This window comes from Nitrospiraceae bacterium (genome assembly GCA_035623075.1).
In the GTDB taxonomy this organism is placed as follows: Bacteria; Nitrospirota; Nitrospiria; order Nitrospirales; family Nitrospiraceae; genus DASPUC01.
In genome coordinates, this window is sequence record DASPUC010000057.1 from 36,990 (window position 1) to 58,300 (window position 21,311).

15 protein-coding genes and 1 pseudogene are annotated in these 21,311 nt (G+C 56.9%); 4 read left to right on the forward strand and 12 right to left on the reverse strand.

Going from position 1 to position 21,311, the window contains the following annotated elements; genetic code table 11:
- The first annotated feature begins 19 nt into the window (after positions 1-19).
- On the forward strand, positions 20-4,501 hold the full coding sequence (locus VEI50_16665) for a DEAD/DEAH box helicase (GenBank protein HXX76765.1): 4,482 nt from the start codon (positions 20-22) through the stop codon (positions 4,499-4,501).
- A gap of 77 nt (positions 4,502-4,578) precedes the next feature.
- On the opposite strand, the gene VEI50_16670 is transcribed toward VEI50_16665, so the two are convergent.
- Positions 4,579-6,798, reverse strand: coding sequence for a DUF2330 domain-containing protein (locus VEI50_16670; protein HXX76766.1), 2,220 nt, complete (start codon positions 6,796-6,798; stop codon positions 4,579-4,581).
- 336 nt (positions 6,799-7,134) lie between these two features.
- On the opposite strand from VEI50_16670, the gene VEI50_16675 reads away from it, so the two are divergent.
- The 3 genes from VEI50_16675 (at position 7,135) to VEI50_16685 (ending at position 8,743) form a co-directional block, all read left to right on the forward strand.
- Complete coding sequence (locus VEI50_16675) at positions 7,135-7,398, forward strand: hypothetical protein (protein HXX76767.1); 264 nt, start codon at positions 7,135-7,137, stop codon at positions 7,396-7,398.
- A gap of 148 nt (positions 7,399-7,546) precedes the next feature.
- Positions 7,547-7,771: a hypothetical protein gene (locus VEI50_16680; protein HXX76768.1), complete on the forward strand. Its 225-nt coding sequence runs from the start codon at positions 7,547-7,549 to the stop codon at positions 7,769-7,771.
- Positions 7,772-7,867: 96 nt separating this feature from the next.
- The gene (locus tag VEI50_16685) at positions 7,868-8,743 is read left to right on the forward strand and encodes a Kdo hydroxylase family protein (protein HXX76769.1); all 876 of its coding nucleotides are present in this window, start codon (positions 7,868-7,870) and stop codon (positions 8,741-8,743) included.
- Positions 8,744-8,746: 3 nt separating this feature from the next.
- On the opposite strand, the gene VEI50_16690 is transcribed toward VEI50_16685, so the two are convergent.
- The 11 genes and pseudogenes from VEI50_16690 to VEI50_16740 form a co-directional block, all read right to left on the reverse strand.
- Positions 8,747-10,120 carry a hypothetical protein gene (locus VEI50_16690; protein HXX76770.1) on the reverse strand — a complete coding sequence of 458 codons (1,374 nt, stop codon included), beginning with the start codon at positions 10,118-10,120 and terminating at the stop codon, positions 8,747-8,749.
- An 80-nt stretch (positions 10,121-10,200) separates the two neighbouring features.
- Positions 10,201-10,698: a sigma-70 family RNA polymerase sigma factor gene (locus tag VEI50_16695; GenBank protein ID HXX76771.1), complete on the reverse strand. Its 498-nt coding sequence runs from the start codon at positions 10,696-10,698 to the stop codon at positions 10,201-10,203.
- A 6-nt stretch (positions 10,699-10,704) separates the two neighbouring features.
- The gene (locus VEI50_16700) at positions 10,705-11,694 is read right to left on the reverse strand and encodes an amidohydrolase family protein (GenBank protein HXX76772.1); all 990 of its coding nucleotides are present in this window, start codon (positions 11,692-11,694) and stop codon (positions 10,705-10,707) included.
- 84 nt (positions 11,695-11,778) lie between these two features.
- A complete protein-coding gene (locus VEI50_16705; GenBank protein HXX76773.1) occupies positions 11,779-12,369 on the reverse strand; it encodes a hypothetical protein in 591 nt (196 codons plus the stop codon).
- Positions 12,366-13,745 (reverse strand): phosphatase PAP2/dual specificity phosphatase family protein, encoded by a 1,380-nt coding sequence (locus VEI50_16710; GenBank protein HXX76774.1) that lies wholly within the window; start codon positions 13,743-13,745, stop codon positions 12,366-12,368. The genes VEI50_16705 and VEI50_16710 overlap by 4 nt, the downstream gene beginning before the upstream one ends.
- Positions 13,742-14,692, reverse strand: a complete 951-nt coding sequence (locus tag VEI50_16715; GenBank protein HXX76775.1) for a class I SAM-dependent methyltransferase family protein — start codon at positions 14,690-14,692, stop codon at positions 13,742-13,744. Before VEI50_16715 ends, VEI50_16710 begins: the two co-directional genes overlap by 4 nt.
- 18 nt (positions 14,693-14,710) lie before the next feature.
- Positions 14,711-15,520: pseudogene (locus VEI50_16720) on the reverse strand (alpha/beta hydrolase).
- 61 nt (positions 15,521-15,581) lie between these two features.
- On the reverse strand, positions 15,582-16,214 hold the full coding sequence (locus VEI50_16725) for a lysophospholipid acyltransferase family protein (GenBank protein HXX76776.1): 633 nt from the start codon (positions 16,212-16,214) through the stop codon (positions 15,582-15,584).
- A 9-nt stretch (positions 16,215-16,223) separates the two neighbouring features.
- Complete coding sequence (locus VEI50_16730; protein HXX76777.1) at positions 16,224-17,162, reverse strand: phosphatidate cytidylyltransferase; 939 nt, start codon at positions 17,160-17,162, stop codon at positions 16,224-16,226.
- Positions 17,162-17,767, reverse strand: a complete 606-nt coding sequence (locus tag VEI50_16735; protein HXX76778.1) for a CDP-alcohol phosphatidyltransferase family protein — start codon at positions 17,765-17,767, stop codon at positions 17,162-17,164. Before VEI50_16735 ends, VEI50_16730 begins: the two co-directional genes overlap by 1 nt.
- A 105-nt stretch (positions 17,768-17,872) precedes the next feature.
- Positions 17,873-21,310: an acyl-[ACP]--phospholipid O-acyltransferase gene (locus tag VEI50_16740; protein ID HXX76779.1), complete on the reverse strand. Its 3,438-nt coding sequence runs from the start codon at positions 21,308-21,310 to the stop codon at positions 17,873-17,875.
- Between the last annotated feature and the right edge of the window lies 1 nt (position 21,311).

Here is a 21,311-nt window from a genome sequence, read left to right on the forward strand (position 1 = left end):
GTGGTACGATCACGCTGCGATGCCGCTCACCCGCTTTCATCCCCTTATTGCCGACTGGTTCCAATCGTCTATCGGAGTTCCGACGGACGTGCAGCAAGCTGCTTGGCCTGCCATCCAGTCAGGTCAAGACGCGCTGATCGCCGCGCCGACCGGATCGGGGAAAACCTTCGCGGCGTTCCTCTCCTGTATCGACCACCTGTTCAAGCAAGCTCTCGATCGGGCCCTCGATGACCACACGCAGGGGCTCTACGTTTCACCGCTCAAGGCCCTCAGCAACGACGTTCAGAAAAACCTACAACAGCCGTTAAACGACATCGGGCAAGCCGCCTTGCAGGTTGGTTTACTGATGCCAGAACTGCGCGTGCTGGTGCGTACCGGTGATACGCCGATGGTGGAGCGCCAGCAGATGTTGAAACGTCCCCCGCACATTCTCGTGACGACGCCGGAATCACTCTTCATCCTGCTCACGGCCGAGAAGAGCCGCCGAATGCTCCAGACGGTCAAGACAGTCATCGTGGACGAAATTCACGCTGTCGCTCCCAACAAGCGAGGTGCTCACCTAGCTCTGTCGCTCGAGCGCCTGGAGGCGTTGACTTTGGTCAAGCCGCAACGGATTGGCCTGTCTGCGACCCAGCAGCCGATCGAAACCGTCGCGCAATTCCTCGTGGGTGATCGGCCCATGCCGACCATCATCGACGTAGGCCACAGGCGCGACATGGATCTAGCCGTCGAAGTGCCGAAAGATGAACTCAGCGCAGTTGCGACGAATGCCATTTGGGCCGAGGTCTACGATCGATTGGCCGACCTGGTCAGGCAGCATCGTTCGACGCTCGTGTTTGTGAATACCAGACGGCTGGCGGAACGGGTCTCACACCATCTCGAAGAGCGATTGCAGGACCTTGGTCCTGATGCTGTAGCAGCCCACCACGGCAGTTTGTCTCGCCAGATCAGATTATCGGCGGAAGAGCGGTTGAAAACAGGCAAGACGCGAGTCGTCGTGGCAACTGCGTCGTTGGAGTTGGGCATCGACATTGGAACAGTTGATTTGGTCTGCCAACTCGGCTCGCCTCGTGCGATTGCCACTGGTCTCCAACGAGTCGGACGCGCCGGTCACTGGATCAAGGCGATTCCCAAAGGCCGATTGTTTGCGCTCACGAGAGACGAACTGCTCGAATGCGCCGCCCTGGTACGAGCAATCCGCCGCAACATCCTCGATCGCATCAGCGTGCCACTAGCGCCGCTCGATGTGTTGGCGCAACAAGTGGTGGCGGCCAGCGCATCCGAGACCTGGCAGGTCGACGACCTCTTCGCGCTCTGCCGGCGGGCCCATCCTTATCGTGAGCTGGCTCGCAGAGAGTTTGAGGAAGTGCTGCGCATGTTGGCCGACGGAATCGCCACGCATCGAGGCCGTGGACAGGCGCACCTGTACTACGACCGCATCAATCACCGGATTAAAGGGCGTCGAGGGGCACGACTGGCGGCGATTACCTCCGGTGGGGCAATTCCCGACACGGCGAACTATGCGGTCATAGCCGAGCCGGACGGTACGGTGGTGGGATCGGTGGACGAAGACTTTGCTGTGGAGAGTCTCGCTGGCGACATCATGTTGCTCGGGAATACGTCCTGGCGAATCAAGGGGATCGAGGCAGGGAAAGTCCGGGTCGAAGACGCGCAGGGAGCACCGCCCAACATTCCCTTTTGGCGCGGCGAAGCGCCGTCGCGCACGATCGAGTTATCAACCGAACTGTCGCTGCTTCGGCAGGAGATTGCGCAACGGGCTAGTGGCGCGGGGCATGTGGCGAGCGGTGGCCAAGATCTTTCGAACGCGCCTCTCGCCTCTCGCCTCTCGCCTCTTGCCTGGCTTCGCCAAGAATGTGCGCTCGATCAACGAGGCGCAGAACAGGCGGTGTGCTACGTCCTGGCCGGCCAGGCGGTACTCGGGACGGTGCCGACCCAGGAGACCATTGTCGCTGAACGATTCTTCGACGAAAGCGGCGGCATGCAGCTCGTGATCCATGCGCCCTTCGGCGGTCGGATCAACCGGGCTTGGGGCCTGGCGCTCAGAAAACGGTTCTGTGTGACATTCGATTTCGAACTGCAGGCGGCCGCGACGGACAACGGCATCGTGATTTCTTTGGGGGAGCGACATAGTTTCCGGTTAGAGTCAGTCTTTGGCTATCTCCACAGTCACTCAGTTCGTGAGGTTTTGGTCCAAGCGCTGTTGCAAGCGCCGATGTTCATGACTCGCTGGCGGTGGAATGCGAGCCGGGCGTTGGTGTTGCTTAGGTTTGCCGGGGGGAAGAAAGTCCCGCCTCAGATTCAGCGGATGAAAGCCGAGGATCTTCTGGCAGCCGTGTTCCCCGATGCCATAGCCTGTCAGGACAATATAGTCGGCGAACGAACGAGACAAATTCCCGACCATCCGCTCGTCAACGAGACAGTGCGGGACTGTTTGACCGAGGCAATGGATGTCGAAGGGCTCACGCATCTGCTCAAACGGATCGAGGCTGGTGCGATCCGTTGCGTGGCCGTGGATACGCCAGCACCCTCACCCTTCTCCCATGAAATTCTGAACGCGAATCCCTACGCCTTTCTCGACGATGCACCGCTGGAGGAACGCCGGGCCCGGGCAGTGGAGATGCGGAGAACACTCCCGGCAACCTTGGCCGATGAGGTCGGTGCGCTCGACCCTGCTGCGATCGAAGAAGTGGCGCGTGAATCTTGGCCGGTAGTCCGCGATGCCGATGAATGCCACGATGCCTTACTCACATTGCTGTGGGTGCCTGAATCGATGGCCACTGGTTGGGGGCCGTTTCTCTGCACGCTTGTTGAGTCCTGCCGTGCTGAGATCGTTACTGCCAGTGGTGAGAGGCAAGGGGCTAGAGAAATATCCTCCCCCTCGCCTCACGGCTCACGCCTCACGCCTAACTTTGTGAGGGGATGGGTTGCGACGGAAAATCGGGATCGGGTTGAAAAGTTGTTAGCGGGAAGCGGGGATGAGACGACGCTCGATGCCATCGTTCTCGGTTGGATGGAAAGCATCGGCCCCACGACTGCGACAGAATTGGCTGCTCGGCTGCGTTTTCCGACGGAGTCAGTGGATCAATCATTCATACGCCTCGAAGCCTCGGGTCAGGTCCTGCGCGGCCGATTCCGGGCCGCACAGGTACGAGGCGAGAGGCGAGTGGCGAGTAGTACGGAAGAAATCTCGACCCTCTCGCCCCTTGCCCCTGGCCCCTTGCCTGCTTCGGAAGAGTGGTGCCATCGTCGCTTGTTGGCACGCATCCATCGGCTGACGATCGGGAAACTGCGAAAAGAAGTAGAGCCGGTGACTGCAGCCGAGTTCATGCGATTTCTGCTGCAATGGCAGCGTGTCGCGCCAGGATCGCGTCAACATGCAGAAGCGGGGCTTTTGGAAGTGGTGAAGCTGCTTGCGGGATTCGAAGCCGCAGCATCCGCCTGGGAACCGCAGCTGTTGCGCGTTCGTCTCGCGAAATATGAGCCGGAGCTCCTGGACCGACTCTGCTTGAGTGGAGCGGTCAGTTGGGGCCGGTTATCTCCTCATCCACGCCTAACTCAAAGTGCTGAACTTGATCGGGCACGCCGGATCGTTCCAACCAGTCTGGCTCCGATCAGCCTGTTCCCACGCGAGGAGAGTGAGTGGTTGATGGAGGCGTTCCATGCTGACGCTGCATCGGCTGGGCCTGAACCGTTTGCTCACTTGACCGCCGTAGCACAGGACCTGCGACGTGCCTTGCAGGAACGAGGTGCAAGCTTCTTCGCCGATCTGGTGCGGATGACCAACCATCTTCCGACAGAAGTGGAAGATGGGCTCTGGGAACTTGTAGCCGCCGGCTTAGTCACAGCCGACGGGTTCGACAATCTCCGTGCCCTCATGGACCCTCGCCGCCGCCGGGCGGAAGGACGTGAACGGTCCCGTCGGCCTCGGCATGCAGCCGGTCGGTGGTCTCTCTTACGACAGGCAAGTGGTACGAGGCTAGAGGCTAGAGGTGAATCAAACAGTAACCCCTCGCCTCTTGCCCCGCGCCTCTCGCCAAACTCGTCATCGGAACGAGTCGCTCACCAACTGCTCCGCCGCTACGGCGTCGTGTTCCGAGATCTCCTCGCGCGTGAGTCAGTGGTCCAATCGTGGCGCGATCTGCTGGTGGCCTATCGACGAATGGAGCTGAAAGGAGAAATCCGCGGCGGACGCTTTGTCTCGGGGTTCGTCGGTGAGCAGTTCGCCTTACCCGAAGCCGTCGAAGCACTTCGTGCGATCAGGAAGGGTCACGGGTCGGCTGGCGCGATAGAAATGAAACTCTCCGCCTGCGATCCGCTGAATCTTGTCGGTGTGATTCTGCCAGGCCCCCGGGTTGCAGCCGTTCCAACCAACTTCATTGTCTTCCGCGACGGCCTTCCTGTTCGGACCGTGACGGCCAGAGGAGGAGGTGAGGATCGAGGTCAGGTCGCGCAACTCTCTCACGGCACTCCTGCTGGATAACAGCCTTCTCGTGCCAGTTGAAAGGTATGAAATGGCGCGGGAAGCCTCGTATTGCTCCCCGCGCCGGCTGACAGGATTCAATTATTCCATAACCGCTGATACCACTTCGTGTCGTCGCTCGTCGGCAACGCAGCGATGTTCATCGCCTTCCGGATGTCACCAATGTTCCAACCGGTCAGCGTCGCCAGTGTCTGCGCCTCCCGCTCATAACGCTCGCGCAGTTGTTGCCGATAGGTCGCAGCGGCGGGACACTCATCCGTTCCGGTCCAGGCATGGCGCAGAATGTAGCGGGCTTGGAAGTTGGAGCGATCCGACGTTTCCTGGAAGATCAGATCTTCGGGAAAATGTATTGCGTCATAGCGAACATGCAGCCTGGTGAGGAAGACGTTCTGAGCCTGCCCCCTCAACATCTTCCCGCCATTGTCCTGCCAAAACACGCCAAGGCCACGCAGCTCCTCAGCAGAGAGCGGGTTGGCGGCGCAGGGGTCGCACCAGTTCATGTCCCAGGCATATTCCAGGAACACGCCGCGTTCATTCTCGCGTTTCACTTGCTGCGTAAACAGGTCACGATAAAAGTCGCCGAACTTGTCTTTCACGTACAAGGGAATCTCCTGCGCTTCCGGCAGGCGCACAGTCCGATAGTTCGTCGTTTCCACGCGCCCTTGCTTTGTCAGGAAGTACACGAAGAGTTCCTGCGTACCATCCGCATTCACTGTGCCGAGACGGATCGGTAGCACGAACTTCGGCGACTCGAAGGCGATCTGGAGCGGCCGGAGGTGGGTAAAGCCGAGCTTCGCTTGCTCTGTGAGATTGACCTTTGCCACAAAGAACTTCAGGCCTTGTTTGAGATAACTGTGCAACACGGAGGAGGCGCCGGTCGGAATGCGGTAGCCGTTTTCCGTCAGCCAGGTTTCGAGCCCGGCGCTCTCTTTGGCCGAGAGGATCAGGATGTCGTACTCCCCAACAGTGTACTGTGCCTCGACGGTCACACCCAAGGCCCTGTCCCGTTCCAGCTTTCCGGCGGCAGCCTGAGGCATACTCTTCAGCGCGTCCATCTTGCGCTCCATCAGGCCATAGCGGAGGCAGGGATTCTCATCGAAGTATTCAACCAATCGGGGCGCGGAATAATCGGCGAGATGTTTCAAGACAGCCGTGTCGCCGACATGAATTTGGTCTTTCTCCAGCACCGTCGGCACCGGCACCACCAATGCGAATTCCTTCACGTCGCCTTTGAAGTCATTGGCCATCGTGATAACGGTCTTGTCGTCATGACGGGCGATAGCGACCTCCGACGCTTTGTTGAAGAGTTTCGTGTCGGCCTTGCCGACATAGAAGCCGCAGAAAGCAGAAGCGGATCCACTCCAAAAGAACAGACCGATGAAAAACGTCAGCGCAAGGACGAGCGGGCGTGTCATAACAACCTCCTTTGGTAATGAAGGAACAGGGACGATGAGTGGTGTTGAGGGATGGCCGACCGAAGGACGGGACCAATCGTATTGGGAACCGGGAAACATGCGATCGATCAGCGGGACCAGCGGCGAGCACACGATCAACCCCCAGAGCGGCCCGTTGGGACGCCACAACACGAACTGCACGAAGAGAGCAGCCACCGCGACCAGAAAGGTGAAGAAAATGCGGCCAGCCCGAGCATTCGGCGTGGTCTTCGGGTCCGAGATCATGAAGAAGGAAAAGATGAGCAGCGTGACGCTTTCGATTTGATGCAACGGGATGGTCAAGGGATCGCCGAGCCACAGCGCCCGTGTGACCAGCAGGCCAAGATAGAAGGCAAGGAATGACAGCGTGACGTCCGCCCGAGCCGCCCGAGTGACGACGAGGCTACCCATGCAGGCAATGAGAAAACCGAGCCAGGCGACCTGTCCCCATTGTCCCGGCGAGATCCAGCCAAGGCCGCTCACGATGACGACGACGAGCGCGAGGTTCGTCGGGTTGAAGATGTGTTTCTTGTTCCAGCGGATGACGAATTTGCTACCGATCGCGATGAGCGCAGCCAGGGCGACGACGAAAAGAACGTTAGTCCGGAGGAAGATACAGAGACCCACGGCTGAAACGAACGCGCTGAGAGGGTCGAACGACGGCAGCTTATAGAGGCGTGTGCCGGCATATTGTGTGAGTAGCGTCACGCCAAATGTGATAGCGATCTGTGCAAGCGAAACATCGAAGTGCAGCCAGAGCAGCCCGTAAGTCAGGAGCGTACCTAGGCTGGCGATCTGGTAGAGGCGGGGGTCGCGCCAACTGGCGGTCTTGCCCGATCGACTTTTCTCGTTGTCCTGTCCCATGAAGTCCTCCCTTCACAGGAGGATATGGGGCGAGGTTCTATTTCCTTTCACGAGACATCAAGGAAAGTCGGAAGCCTTGTCGTACGCGGAATTAGAGGACGGCACCCATGTTGGTTCCTTGCTCGCTGAGCGCGCACGCAGGGTCAATTAGATAGCCAAATTACGGGCGGTGCTCGCTCAATGCGCGCAGTCGAACCACTCATGGGTGCCGCCCAGGAGAAGCCCTCGGGAGCGTTGACAATTGGTTGGACACGAGCAAGAATCACGCGTTAATTCGGAGTCTTTCGGTACGTACTATGCTGGTCAGTATCATAAACAGTTAGATACCTCACGCTCATGAATCGCGTCGCCGTTCTTTTCCATCTGAGAGAAGCCAAGGAAGAACTTGATCGCACGATTGCGGAGATTGCCAACGACTCGACATATGACTTCGAAGTGTTCCAGATTGCCATGAGTCACCTTTACCACCACCTCAACACTGCGTGGAATGGAAGAGACGCTTCTGCCGAGCAACACAGAGAATGTGCTCAGAGCGATTTTGATGCTTGGCGGAAATTCCCACGAAATGCAGACCGTTTACTCGATGACGATGATACCTAACACCCCTATAGAGCTAACAGCCAGCCCACTTCTCCGTTGCCGAACGACTGAGTAATTCATTGGTGCGCCGTATCGGTGGGCGTCACGCACAGGTGTGGGGGTAGAAAACGCTGTCTGGTACCGTTTCATGTCTGATTGATCACTGGCGATGAAGGAGTATCGCAAGAATCGGCTCGTGCAGATCGGCTTCTGGCTGCTGGTGATCGGTTCAGGGCCGCTTTGGGGTATCATTCTGCTTGCCGAAATTGGCCTCTGGCCTGATCCCAACCCGAATCCCATCGGTCCGGGCTTGTTGTTCTTCTTTACATTCTGGCCGGCGGTGATCTGTCTTGCCATCGGCGTCTCTCAAGTCCGGCGTAAGCAGCGGGGTTGAGAAGAGAACCTTCGGCGGACCGAGGAAGTTTCGTCTGCATTCAGGTACAATGCCAGCGAGTATGCTTACACGTCGCCGTAGGCTGGAGGAACCGTTATGACCCCCATCGTCACCATTCCTTTACAAGAGTGGAATGAACAATGTCCTGTCTCGGTCCAAGAAAACGCACTGTGCGCGCTCGAAGAAGGGAGTGTCTTGTTCTTTCCACAACTCCGCTTCGTCATGGAAGAGACGGAACGGTATCTGCTGTCCCCGGCAACTGCGGCAAAAAGCAAGAATGTCAGCTGGGACGTAGCCACCGGAACGTTGAGCGGGAGCAGCCTTGATGAGACGGCAACGAGAACCTTACGGGCCATGATGCAACGCTTCGCCAGTTCCAGCAAGAATTTGGTCCTGAACCTGTTTCCCCGCTATGCATCAAGCATCAGTCAGGCTCGAACCAGCTTCCGTCCCGTCGAAATCCTTGGACGGACGAGGTCCTGGCGAAAAGACGATACGCGGTTGCATGTCGATAGCTTTCCGTCGTCACCCGTCCAGGACAAGAGGATCCTTCGCATCTTCTGTAACATCAATCCAGACGGACGAGGTCGTTTTTGGAGGCTTGGCGAATCGTTTCCTTCCGTCCCGGGTCGGTATGTTTCGTCTCTATCCGCCCCTCTGTGGGGTAGTAGCCAGCTACTTCGTTTGTTGCGGATTACAAAAAGCCGACGAACCGCGTATGACCATTTCATGTTGCAGTTACACGACCGTATGAAAACAGACTTGGATTACCAGTCCGGGGCAAAGCAGATCTCGTATGATTTCCCGCCGGGCAGCACCTGGATGGCATTCACCGATCAAGTCTCGCACGCGGCTATGAGCGGGCAGCATCTTTTTGAGCAGACTTTTTACGTGCTGGTTGTTTCTATGAAGGACCCGTCGAGGTCGCCATTGCGAGTACTTGAGCGGCTGACAGGTCAAACGCTGACGTGAAGGTTACCGCCCGAAGAGAATGTCGGTTGTGATCTGAGCGTCGAGGGAAGGGTCAGTAGTGACGACGTAGGTAGCCTGTTCCTGCACACCGGTTGGTCCGCCGGGTGTGATGGATTCAACGAGTTGATTCGAAGAAAATCTGCCTGCTGAATCTGCTTCCTCGGTTCGAGCCTCCTGCACTGATTTCCGAGATAACCGAATCGTGAGTGTGGTGGTTTCGCCTTGCGTGAGCGCAGGAAGGGGAATCTCATGTCGTGTGCCGGCTGTGATTCGCAAGGAAGACTCGCCGCCGCTGTGCGGATAGAAGACTTGAGCGGGGGCACTGCCGACGGTCTTGAGGATCTGAAGATAGGCGTCCTGGTTGGGTTCGACAGTGAGACGCGTTGACTCCGTCCCTTTCGACGCAATTGCCGTATCGACCTCTCGATCTTGTCCATCGGTTCCACGGACGACGAAACTGTAACGTAATCCAAGCGGCATGAATTGTGCGATCTTGCCCACGGCCGCGAACCGGTCTCGCTTCCGTTCCGGTCGATTGGCTTGGGGCGCTGACTCTGAAAAGGCTTTCAGGTTTTGATTCTTTTCAGAAGTGCCAGCCCTCTGATCCAAACGTGCCGCTTGACCAGCGTAGAAGAGTGCGCGGGCGCTGGTTGTCGAGGCACCAGCTGCAGGAGGGGCGATGCCTGCTGGGGCTTCCATTTTCGCCGGTTCCGGAGATTCGGCTGCTGGCGCAGAACTCTGCCTGGACAGCTTCTGGTCGGCCGAGGCTGGCACTTCCTCTGTTGCCTTGCCTGGCGATACCGTCGGGGCTTCAGATGAGTTGGGCGCTTCCTGTTGTTTGGACCGTTGTGTGACCTGGTACCGCGCCAGGCCTGAAGCCTGCCGTTCTTGGAGCGGAGGTAGCGTGGCCGCACGCTCTCTCTTGGCAGTGTGTTCAGGCTGTGCATCTTTCTTCGCCTTGAGCTCGATCTTGTCATCGGCCGGTTGCGACGGTGGAGCAATGGGCTTCTCCTTTTCGGTCACAACCGAGTTCGCTGATTGCTTAAGGCTGTCCTGATAGATCTTGGTACCAAGGACGACGGCGAAGACAGCAGCGACAAGGCCTCCTGCGAAGGCAAGGCCGGCCGGTCGCTTGAACCAATCGAACCAAGAGAATGCCTCGCCTGCGGCCGAAGGGATGGGTTGCTTCAACGATTGCAACAGTTTGCGGCGCACGGTTGGATCGGCCAGCAATTCCTTCAGGGTCTGTTCGTCGGCCAGGGCGTTGAACAATTGTTGGTCTTGCAAGGCAGCGGAATAGAGCAGCTGACGTTCCTCAGCCGTCAGCGTATCTGCCGCGAAGCCGCCCAACAGTTTTTCCAGTTTGTGTTCAGACATTCTCTTTGTCGCTCGTCGTTCGTGAAACGTATCTCGTGAAGCGCTGACTACTCAGCAGTCAGCACTCAGATCTTCCCATCTCACTCCCATGAGCCACCCATCAGACTGAGCAGCTGCCTTCTGCATCGCAGATCCCAGGTATATATCGTATTCACGGAGCTCTGGCCCATCAGCTTCTGAATCTCCGGGAAACTTCTGCCTTCCAGCTTCCATTTGAACAGTTCACGACAGCGTTCGCCGAGCTGACTCATCGTCTGAAGCAACCGCTCGACCGTCTGCTTACGTTCCAGTTGCCGGGCCGGATCGTCGCCGGGATCGGCCAATGGGATCGCCTCAACTGATTCCTGATTATACTCGCCTCGGCGGAGTGACTTGCGGTGAGCGTCCAGCATTTTGAACCGGAGGACCTGGAAAGCGAGAGGAACCAGATCGGTCAGTTCGACCACATGGGAGTATTTCTCATGCAGAACCGCGAGCACCTCTTGCGTGACATCTTCCGCGTGGTCCCTTGATACTCGTGATGTCGCGAACGCCAGAATCCTTTCGCGCAAGCTGGCGAGAATCTGGTCACGATCCATTTTCACCTATCCTCGCTGTGTCCTGGATTGCGCGACAATGTCGCCAAGCGACCGGAAGCCGAGCCCCAAGCCTCGGCAGACTGCCACTTGACGGTCAAACCGGTTCTTTGTACGAGCCATGTCACGAAGCGTGCCGAGCGGCACACGCCCCCAGGCGGGCAGATGAAACACTGAGAGAGGATAATCCGTGCCGAAGAGAAGCCGGTCGTGCACTTCCGGATGCCGGCGGAGATGAAGCAGCGTTTTGAAACGGTTCGGCAGCGTGAGCGCTGAGATGTCGGCATAGAAATGCGGATAGCGTTTTGCGAAATCATGAAACGTCGGGAGAAATTTCTCGTACAGCATCAACCCGTAGCTGCAAGCATGGGCTGCGATGACCGTTACACCCTCGTCCAGAGCCAATTGCAACCGATCCGGATCACCCATGGATTGGTCCTTGCCGATCAGGCTGAATTCATAACCGACATGACTGAGGAACGGGAGCTTCCGTTCGACCAACGTGCGATAGAACGGTTTGTATCGTGGATCAGCCGGATTGAACTGTTGGGCATTCGGCAGGACTTTCACGAGAACCGCTCCGGCATCGGCACAGCGATGGACCTCGTCGATCGCATCGTGTCGCTGCGGATTGATCGAGACGCCAGCCAGGAATTCCTTCGGGTAGGTCTTGGCAGTGTTGAGGACGTAATCGTTGCTGATGAGAAAGTCCGTGTGCGTCTGATCGAGCTGGCCCTTCTGATCGTATACTCCATCCATGCCGAGCAGAACGGCTTTCTGAATGTGGCGAGATGCGCGCAGTTCGATGAGGAGATCATCGAGATATTTCTGATTGGCCTCCCGGGGGCGATCCGGGGCCAGCTCGTGTTTCCACAAAAGAAATCGAAACAACAGGCTCTGCAGCATCTTTGGCGAGATGTAACAACCGTTATCTCCATCCGGCAGGGCGGCGAGATGCACGTGGCAGTCGATCAAGATTTTCTGAGCCACGTTTTCCATTCCCCATCTTTCCGCACAAGTGAGTGAATGTGCAGGTTGCTGCTACTGGATACTGGATGTATTAACGGATTCCCCGTCTTCAGACTAACTCGGGAGTATTAAACAGACCAAGTACAACCAATAGGTGACCAGTTGGCATATGGCGTAAGTCGCCTGCTTGTAATAAAGCCGAGCCGTCCGTCGATACGGATCGAGGTAATTGTTCGTCTTGGCAGTCTGTTCAGACCGTTGCATCAGCACTGAGGGGGTGGCGTCTTTGATAGCATGAATAGCTTCGGCAAGGATCTCTTCCGGCACACTATTTTCCCAGCTTCCAGGTTCTCCTCGGTCTGCCTCTGCCTTCCATTGCAATGACTGCGCGTGCAGATTACGAAAGATATGTAAGTCGATCCCAACACGAAGTGCAAGGTATTGTTGCAGGATCGCAAAGAGGAAAGAAGCGGACATGAATCCTATTGTCGGCAACCAAAAGGAGGGCGGATGTGGAGAGTTAGGATTCATCGGTTTGAAGATGACTGTCGCGACAGCAGTCACGGCCGTTAAGGCTAAGGTGCCGGTGCTGAGGCGATTAATGTGGATTCCGCTTTCAAATAGCGCCAAGAACGAACCTCTTGCTATCTCCCCACAGGTGTATTCTCGAGTCCGTTGGACCGAGGGAATAGAGGCTGGACTCATGACGCCATCCGCCTTATATCCGGTGAAGGGCTGACGATGTGTCGATACTGTTCAAGCGCCATCCGTTGTTGGCTCGATAAAACGATCTGGGGACGCGCTCGGCGAATTATGTGTTCGGCGGCGGGAATGCTATGCGCATGTCCCTCGGCCAAAAGGTAGGCGGCGATCACCGCCGCGCTGCGGGAGTAGCCAAGAGCACAGTGTACTAATACAGGGCCTTTGCGAATCTGCTCGCGGATGAAGGTGACTGCGTGATCCAAATCATTTGCAGAGACTGGCGTCAAGTCCATAATCTGAATATTGCAGTATGGTAGCTTCAGAAAAGGCGTTGCTTCATCAAATTCCGCGGTCAGATCGACAACTGCGCTCACACTTGCCCTGACGGCGAGCTTGGCCTCGGAATCAGTCAACTTCCTTCCGATCCAAAGCCCGGGAATCACCTGATCGTAGGGACTAGTGTTTTTGGTATAGAGCCGATACGACAGGTACGAGCCCAGAAGAAATGGCGCGAGCGCAAGGCGACTGCAGAGGCTGAGATGTCCCTCGAATTTCAGGAAAACTGCGGTGCCAGTCGCAGTATAAGCGACAGCAATCAGTCCGAGAGCAGCTGCGGGCCAGAGGAGAAAATGAAGAGGTTGCCAGTAGAGCCAAGCGAGTCCGAATAGCGCGGCGAACCCGCTCGCATAGTACAGTATCAGATCGTGCCTGAAGACGGAGGGAGTCGTCACGATTGTCGTGAGACGGCTTCTCATGAAGGTTCCCCTAGCCTGATCCGGAAACATATAGTACGTAAACATGGCAACTGTGACGCCGGTGTAGAGATCAATGATGTGATGTTGGAATGTCAGAACTGTTGAGACTCCGATGAGTGCGCACCAAATATGTATAAGTCGCCTGAGCCAGCCTCTTGTATGTTTTGCATAGACCATCCATTGGATGATTAACAAGCTGATATGGAGCGAAGGGGCTTGGTTGAACGGTTGATCGAATGACGTCAGAAATTTGAATATAGAGCCGAGGAGACCGTCTACTGGAGGGCGAGGAAAGGCGAAGCGCAAGGGAAACAGGAGAAACCCGGCAGTCGATATGCATATGGCGAGGGTAAATCGGAACGCTAGCGTGCGTAGTTCCTCGCGTGTCCGGCACAGGAATAATGCTCCCGCCAACATCATGTCGGTGGACATGTATGGGATGATCATCAAGGGAACAAACGGAATGTACTGTTCCCACTCAAAGTAGTAGCTGCCCACCTCCGGGCGGAGCGATGTGAACCAATTTGATGTGCCATACATCAGGAAAAAGAACGGTCCGAGAAACAGCAGCCAGAGAAAGGCTGTGTGAAGCGGACGCGTTTCCGTCGAACTGTTCTCCGTCATGTGCCAGAACACTTCCGTGCCAGTGAGACGGTAAAAATCCCGAAATCGTCGATTTCCATGGATAGCTTCTCGAATCCCGCCGCTCGGACCAGATCATCCATTTCTTCCTGTGTGCGCCGTCGCATAACCCATGGCTGCTTGTCTCGGTTGACCAGCACCCGCGCGATCATTTCGACCTGGGGGTGCCATGGTTGGTTCGTGTAGATCAAGTAACCGCCCGGTTCAATAACGCTGGACAGGCCCTTAAGCGATTTCATGATCAAATTGTTGTCAGAAAATAATTTATACAAACCGGACACGATGGCGATATGGGGGCGTGGCGACAACGTCGCCAAGGAGTGCTGGTCAAACGCGTCTCCTTCCTCATATCGGACGGTACAAATGCCCAGTTGTTCAGCCAGTTGACGTCCGACGGCGAGACCATTGGCCGATCGATCTCGCAGCAAGGCAGTGAAGTGGATGTCAGCATGTGCCCGTATTGTATCGAGCAAGTAGCGGCCGGGCCCCGAAGCAATGTCCACAATGTGGATCGCTTTGCCGGATTGAGCCAACTTCTGGATCGCTACATGCAGAGTGTGCTCAAGATGTACCTTGCGCTGGCGAATTCCTCTCCATCCGATGCTATCCAAATAAAGGCGATCGAAGAGGCGGCCGAGAGGAGTCAGTCCATGGGCTTGATTCTGGTAGACATAGTTCAGAGACTCTCCAGAGTCAAAACCTGTCTGCCACCCGATGCGGACTCCTTCGCTCAGCCGGCCTATTGTCTGCATGACAAGCTTCTGAACGACAAAATTCCAATGGCGCGGCGAGAGGATAGACAAAGGCTTGGAGAGCTCCTCATATTCTGTCCGCGTGTAAGAACTGCGGTGAGCGGCAACCAGTGGTTCACGGTGACGACGTGTTTCAAAAGCTTTCTCGAGGAATTCTCGAGTTTTCGAGAATGGGATGTGGCGGTCCGTTTCATGGAAGACATCATGGTAGAAGCCAGGGAGAGGACAAATTTCCTTCACCGCTGAAGAAAGGCGACCGAAGAATTGTCTTTGCACGCCTTGCTCAACGACCCAATCGGAACCGGCGACGAATACCAGCGTAGGAGTACGAATGGCTCCGGCATCAGCCACGATCCGTGTCGACGCGTCTCGGAGGCCAAGGAGAATATTTACGGCGATGCCCCGCTCGATAAGAGGATCCTCGGCGTATCGACGGGCCTGCTCCTCGTCGTGCGTCAAAAGCCTGGCTTTAACATAGCTTTTAACGAAGCACTTCCCGCGCACCCACTGCAAAAGACGAGGCGCGGGGATGGCAAAAGGTATGTACAGCTTGACTCGGAAGGCGGGGACCGCCAGGACCATGGCTCGGATAGGTGGGGCATAATCATGGACCCATGCAGCGACTATCACACTCCCCACGCTTTGGGCTACAACACCGATGTTTTCGATAGGAACTCGATAGGATTCGCTAATGTGTCCTACAAAACTATCGGCATCTTTAACGAGGCAGGAAAAGTCCGGCGCGTAACCTCGTTCGCCTGGTGAACGGCCGTGACCTCGGGCGTCCTATGCAAAGATTGCAGTGTTGGCCAGAGCAAGATGTTCCGCTAATTCTTGAAAACGGCCGGAGTGTTCGTGGCCGCGGTGAAAGAGGACCACTGCCTGTTTGGGCGGGGTACCAGGTAGCCAAGCACGATAGAACAACTTCGTCCCATCCCACGTGGTCATCCAATGGTCAGTGGGTTCGAACGTATGAGGCGTCTGCTCTGCCAGGTTGGACTTCATTCTCGATACCTCCTTTGGTGCGTGTTAAGTCTCATGCTCAGCGGCTCGCGTGAGGTCAGTTCTACTCCCACGCAGGGATATGGCCTTCGTTCGCTAGGGCTTTGATCGACTGTTCGAGCTCCGACATGAAGCCTTGGCGATCACCAGTCCATCGTAGCGGTGGCGCGACGAAAACGTCGCAAAAGAATGGAACGAGAACAGCCTCTCCTTTAGGTAGTACCTTTCCGAGGCCATGAAGGAAGATCGGCGTAATCGGAATATCTGGATGGCGTTTAGCCAGGTGGGCAACGCCGGTCTTGAATGAGCCCATTTGTTCAGGTGTTCCTCGCGACCCTTCAGGAAAAAGGATCAAGATTTCCCCGTTTCGAAGGGCATCGGAAGAGGAGGTCAATGGGTCCACATGCTTGTCTGTACTTTGCCGCTCTAATGGGATGATGTGCATGATCTTCACGGCAAACCAAGCAAGCAGCGGATCGCTGAAAAAGTAATCTCTTGCTGCGACCGGGCGGATTGAGCCCAGCATACCCCATGGCAAAAGAGTCATGAGGACAAGCGTATCCAGGTGGCTGTTGTGGTTGGAGACAATGATAGCCGGTCCTTCTTGCGGGAGCCGTTCACGGTGGCGCACGTTCAAACCGAGCACGATAAGTACCAATGGGCGAACGAATAAGAGAAAAAAGAGTTGTTGAAGCACAAAGACTCCTCAGTAATGCAGGTAGTAGACATAATGAAAGAATAACGGCGCGGTGTACGTTAAGCTGTCGATTCGGTCAAGAATCCCGCCGTGTCCGGGGAGAAGGCTTCCGCTATCCTTCACGCCAAGATCTCGTTTGAGAGCTGAGATTGTCACGTCGCCGATGAAACCGCTGCAACCGATGAGCAGTCCGGCAAGTGCTGACTCCACGAGACTCAGTGGCGTCAGGTACGAGGCCAGGAGCGAGGCCAGGGAGACAGTAGTCGCCAGGCCGCCGATGAATCCTTCCCACGTCTTGTTTGGGCTGACCTTGGGAATGATTTTATGGCGTCCCGTGAGCTTCCCCCACACGTACTGAGCCACATCATTAAACTGCGTGAGAAAGACGAGGAAGAGAACGAGCCCTGCGCCACCGGCCGTCGGGTTTCGATCCTCGGGAAGAACCAGGAGAAACGCGGCATGACTCACGCTGAACACCGTCGTCATGAGCCCCCAATGTACGGTGCCGGCGGCGCGCAGAAACTCCTTTGTTTCACCGATGATCACCATACGCATCGGCAGCAGTAAGAACAGATATACCGGAATGAAGATAATAAACATGCCATACCAATCCATATGCACCCATAGATACTGAATTGGGATGGCGGCATAGGCCCAGAACAGCACGCGGCGGTCCGCTCGACGTGTCGGAATCAGCGAGAGATATTCTTTCAGTGCGAGGAAACTCACAAAGGCAAAAAAGATGATGGATGTGCTGCGGCTCAGGAGGATTGCTGCCGCAAAGATTCCGATCATGACCCACCAGGAATAAACCCGCTGCGTCAACTCAAGATAGGCGTTTTCAGGATGGAGTCGTTTCAGAATGACAGTGATCGTTGAAGCGACTATCAGGATGCCGATGATGCCACTGAGCGCCCACATGACCGGAGGTTGAAGGTGTGCGAACATCAAGACACCTCCCCGAGAGCCTGACGAGCGCGATTGACGATCGTGACAATAGAAAGCAGCGCTCCCAGGCCCAACAGAACTGTGCACCAGAAGCCAGGTTCGACACCAAGACCCAGCAGCAGCGCGATGAGCCCGAACAGAAAGGCCCGGTCGCTTTTCCCAATCGGACCGGCATAATTACGCGAGGCACCGATCTGGACAGCAACCACGCCGGTCATTTCCACGATGATGCCCAGCACGACAACGCCTACGACCAGCCAGGGATCGAGGCCTGTACCCAGGGCCAAGGGAAGATAGAGGACCGCATCAGAAATCACGTCGCCCAACTCGTTGAGGATGGCACCAAGGCGGCTCTTCATACCGTGCTCACGCGCCAGCATCCCGTCGATCGCGTTCAACGCCATTCTGACAAACAATGTGAGTGGAACAAGCAGGAGTAGCGTATGGCGATGCGGAGACCAGACAATGATTCCCCCCACGAGACAGGACAGCGCTAGCGCGGCCAGAGTGACTTGGTTCGCCGTGACGTGCCCCGCGGCGAGTCCGCGGGTCAACGGACGCAGAACATTCTGGAAAGCTGGTTTGAGCTGGTAGATGCTCGGCATGGGTATATGAGCATTCCTATATTTGTGAATGAACCTAACATGTTGCGCCATGATTCCAAGCCAAAAGTACATTTTGTCGAACGGTCGCTAGGCGGTCAGGAGCGGTCAGTGATTTGCGAGACGTTCCATCGCAATCTGCTTGAGCTTGCGCAAATCCATCTTGCCGGTGCCGAGTATCGGCAAGGCGTCTACTCTAAGGAAGTTTCCACGGGGAGGGATGAAGAGGTTGGGAAGTCCGTTTAGGGCGAGTTTGCCGAGGATATCTGGAATGCGTGCTTCGTCGAGGGTGTGGAGGACGGCAAGTTGTTCCCCTTTTCGTTCGTCTGGAACACCGGTGACGGCAAAGGCCTGCATGTCGGCCCCGGCGGCTTGCTGCAGGGCTTCCTCGACGGTGCCGTGGGGAACCATTTCGCCGCCGATTTTGGAAAAGCGAGATAGCCGATCGGTGATGCTGAGAAAGCCGTCGTCGTCCAGCATGGCAATGTCGCCGGTGATGTACCAGCCATCGTGCATGGCCTTGGCTGTGAGATCCTCGCGCCCCAGGTAGCCGTTCATGACATTGGGACCTCGGACGAGCAACATACCGGGCGAGCCGGGCGGCAACGGGGTGAAGCTGTCCGGATCGACGATCTGGACCGAGACGCCGGGGAGCGGCTGTCCCACGGTGCCGCGCCGCGACGCCGGTTGATAGTATCCGGCTGCGCGATAGTCCGGGCAGTTGACGGCAATCACGGGAGCGCATTCGGTCACCCCGTAGCCCTCAACCGGCTCGATTCCAAACTGGTCTTGAAACCCCTGAGCGACTCTCGCCGGAAGCTTCTCCGCACCTGTGATGACGATGCGAAGCGAACTAAATTGTTCCGGTGTACATCGGCGCTGATAGAGTTGGAGAAAGGTCGGTGTGGTCACAAGAAAAGTGACCTGATAACGGCGCACCAGTTCGCCGATTGCGGCGACGTCGAGCGGCGACGGATGGAAAACGATGCCGACCCGGTGACTGCACACGAGCCAAAAGACCAGATAGCCGAAAGAATGAAAGAATGGAAGGATGCCGAGGACACGATCCGTGCAAAACAGATGAAGCACCTGCGATGCAGCCCGCTGATTCGAGTCGACGCTGAAGTGAGACAGCATGACACCCTTCGGTTCCCCGGTGCTGCCGCTGCTAAAGATGATCGTCGCGAGATCATCCATTGTCAGTGGGGTCGTTTGGCCACAGGCCCATTCGATGATTCGTGCCGGAGCACAGAGTGCCAATAGGGCGGCGACAAACTTCTGTCCCGCACCGATGGTCTTGCCCAGATCTTCAAGCCAAATAATCGCTGGTCCATCCGGCAGTTCCAGCTTGGCCTTTTCCACAAACGTCCGGCTCGTCACGATGGTGCGGAGGCTGGCGAGCCGCACGGCCGCCTCGAGACCGGATTTCCCGACCGTGTAGTTCAGATTGACGCTGGTTCTCCCGCAGAGTGGAGCGGCCACGTTTACCAATGCTCCTGCAACGGTGGGAGGGAGGAGGAGGCCGACGTGACGTTGGTCCAGCCAATAGGGCCGAAGAGCTCTTGCGAGGGCGATGGACCCGATGAGGGCTTGCAGTGAAGACACCTGTGGGCGAGTGTGGTCCGCCATGGCGAATCGAAATGGCTGCCGTCGCATTGAACGGATGAACTGCCGGTGCAGGGGCCTGCAGTCTCGTTTTCGTAGAGCCCATGCTGCCTCGCCGAGCGCACGAATCGCCTGTCGCAGTTCGGCCGCTGAAGTTTCCGGCGGAAGGGGTGCGCCGAAGGACACGGTCACGGGATAGGGAATCTGCTCAGGCCACTTCCAGAGAAATCGGCCTCGCTCGAAGCTAAAGAGGCTTCCCCAGAGACGATCCAAATGAACGGGGATGACCGGCGCCGACTTGCCTTTCATGATGCGCTCGAACCCGCGCCGGAATGGCAATAAAGTTCCCGTTCGGGTGATCTGCCCTTCCGGGAAGATGCAAACGACCTCACCTTTGTCAATCGCGGTTCCGGCGTCACGGAGTGCGCGCAAGATCACGCGCAGTCCCTCATGCGAGGATATCGAGATCACTCGGAGCATCTTCATGAAGGGTTTGAGCAGGGGATGCTCGGCATATTGGGCGTCGACCACGAATCGCACCGGGCGATCCAGGCTTGCGATCAACAGAAAACCATCGATGAATGAGACGTGATTCGGCACCAGCAGCGCGCCACCGGACTTCGGAATATGTTCCTCTCCCACGATCCGCAAGCGATAGACCGAGTTCGTTGCGAGCACCAAGAGCACTCGCAGGAGGGCATCCGGCAGCAGTCGAAGGGCCCAGGCGGTCCCGGCCAGAGTGACGAGTGCCGTCGTGGCAAAAATACCGGTGGTCGACAGGCCCGCACTTGCCAGGGCGCCGGCGCTTAAGGAGCCAAAGAGAATTCCGGTAAAGACGCAGATGTTTTCAAAGGCGATGACGGAGCCTCGCCGCTCGACCGGTGCCCGCCACTGGATAAGCGCGTTCAGCGGGACGAAGATCAGGGCACTCGCCATGCCCAACACGACCATGAGGATCAGGGTCCCGGTCAACTGGGGTGACCCCAAACCGAGGGAAAGCAACATGGCTGCCACGCCGATGGCGCCCAACGGGATCAGGCCGTACTCGACTCGCGATTGTGAGAGCCAGCCGACGAGTCGTGCGCCGATGCCGATCCCGATCGACAGCAGCATGAGCGGCAAACCTGATTGCCAGTCGGAGACATTCAACACGGCCTTGGCATAGACAAGGATGTTTTGCGCGAAGAGGCTGGCGATGGTCCAGAAGAAGACCGCGCCTATGACGGCCAGGCGCAGCAGGCGATCCGCGGCGAGCGCTGACCATGCTCCATGCAACGTATCGAGAAGGCCGCCTTCGGTTCGTGCCGGGGGAACATGCGGAATTGTCCAGGCGGCGGTGAAGCCCACGAACGAAAGAATGACGAGCGTCAACGGAGCGAGCCACAATGAGGAACCCGTGACGGAGAGCAAGACGCCTGGCGCGGCGGTCCCCGTCAGGATTGCGAGAAAAGTCCACATCTCCAAGCGACCATTGCCTTCAGCCAATCGTTCATGTGTGAGTAGCTCGGCGAGAATCCCATACTTAGCGGGACTGAAGAGTGCGCTGTGGACACCCATACCCCCAAGGACAATCAACGGCAAGACACCGCCGGCTGGATTGATCCAGAGCGCGATGGTAGCCGCGATCATCAAGAGAACTTCTACCGACTTCATCATGATGATGACGGTGCGTTTGCTGACGCGATCGGCCAGCACGCCGGCCACGATGGAAACCAATGCGAGAGGAAGTGTAAAGACGACGAAGGCCAAGGTTGTGTGGGTCTGTGAGGCCGTCTCGAAGTCAGAACCGGGAGCCATGGTGGCAGCCAATTGTCTGATGCCCAGCAAAGCCACCATCAACTTCCACGCGTTGTCGTTAAACGCGCCGCAAAACTGGGCGATCAACAGGCCACGAAGAGGATGCGAGTTGGAGCGAGCTTGGGGATCAGTTGAAGCTGTCATG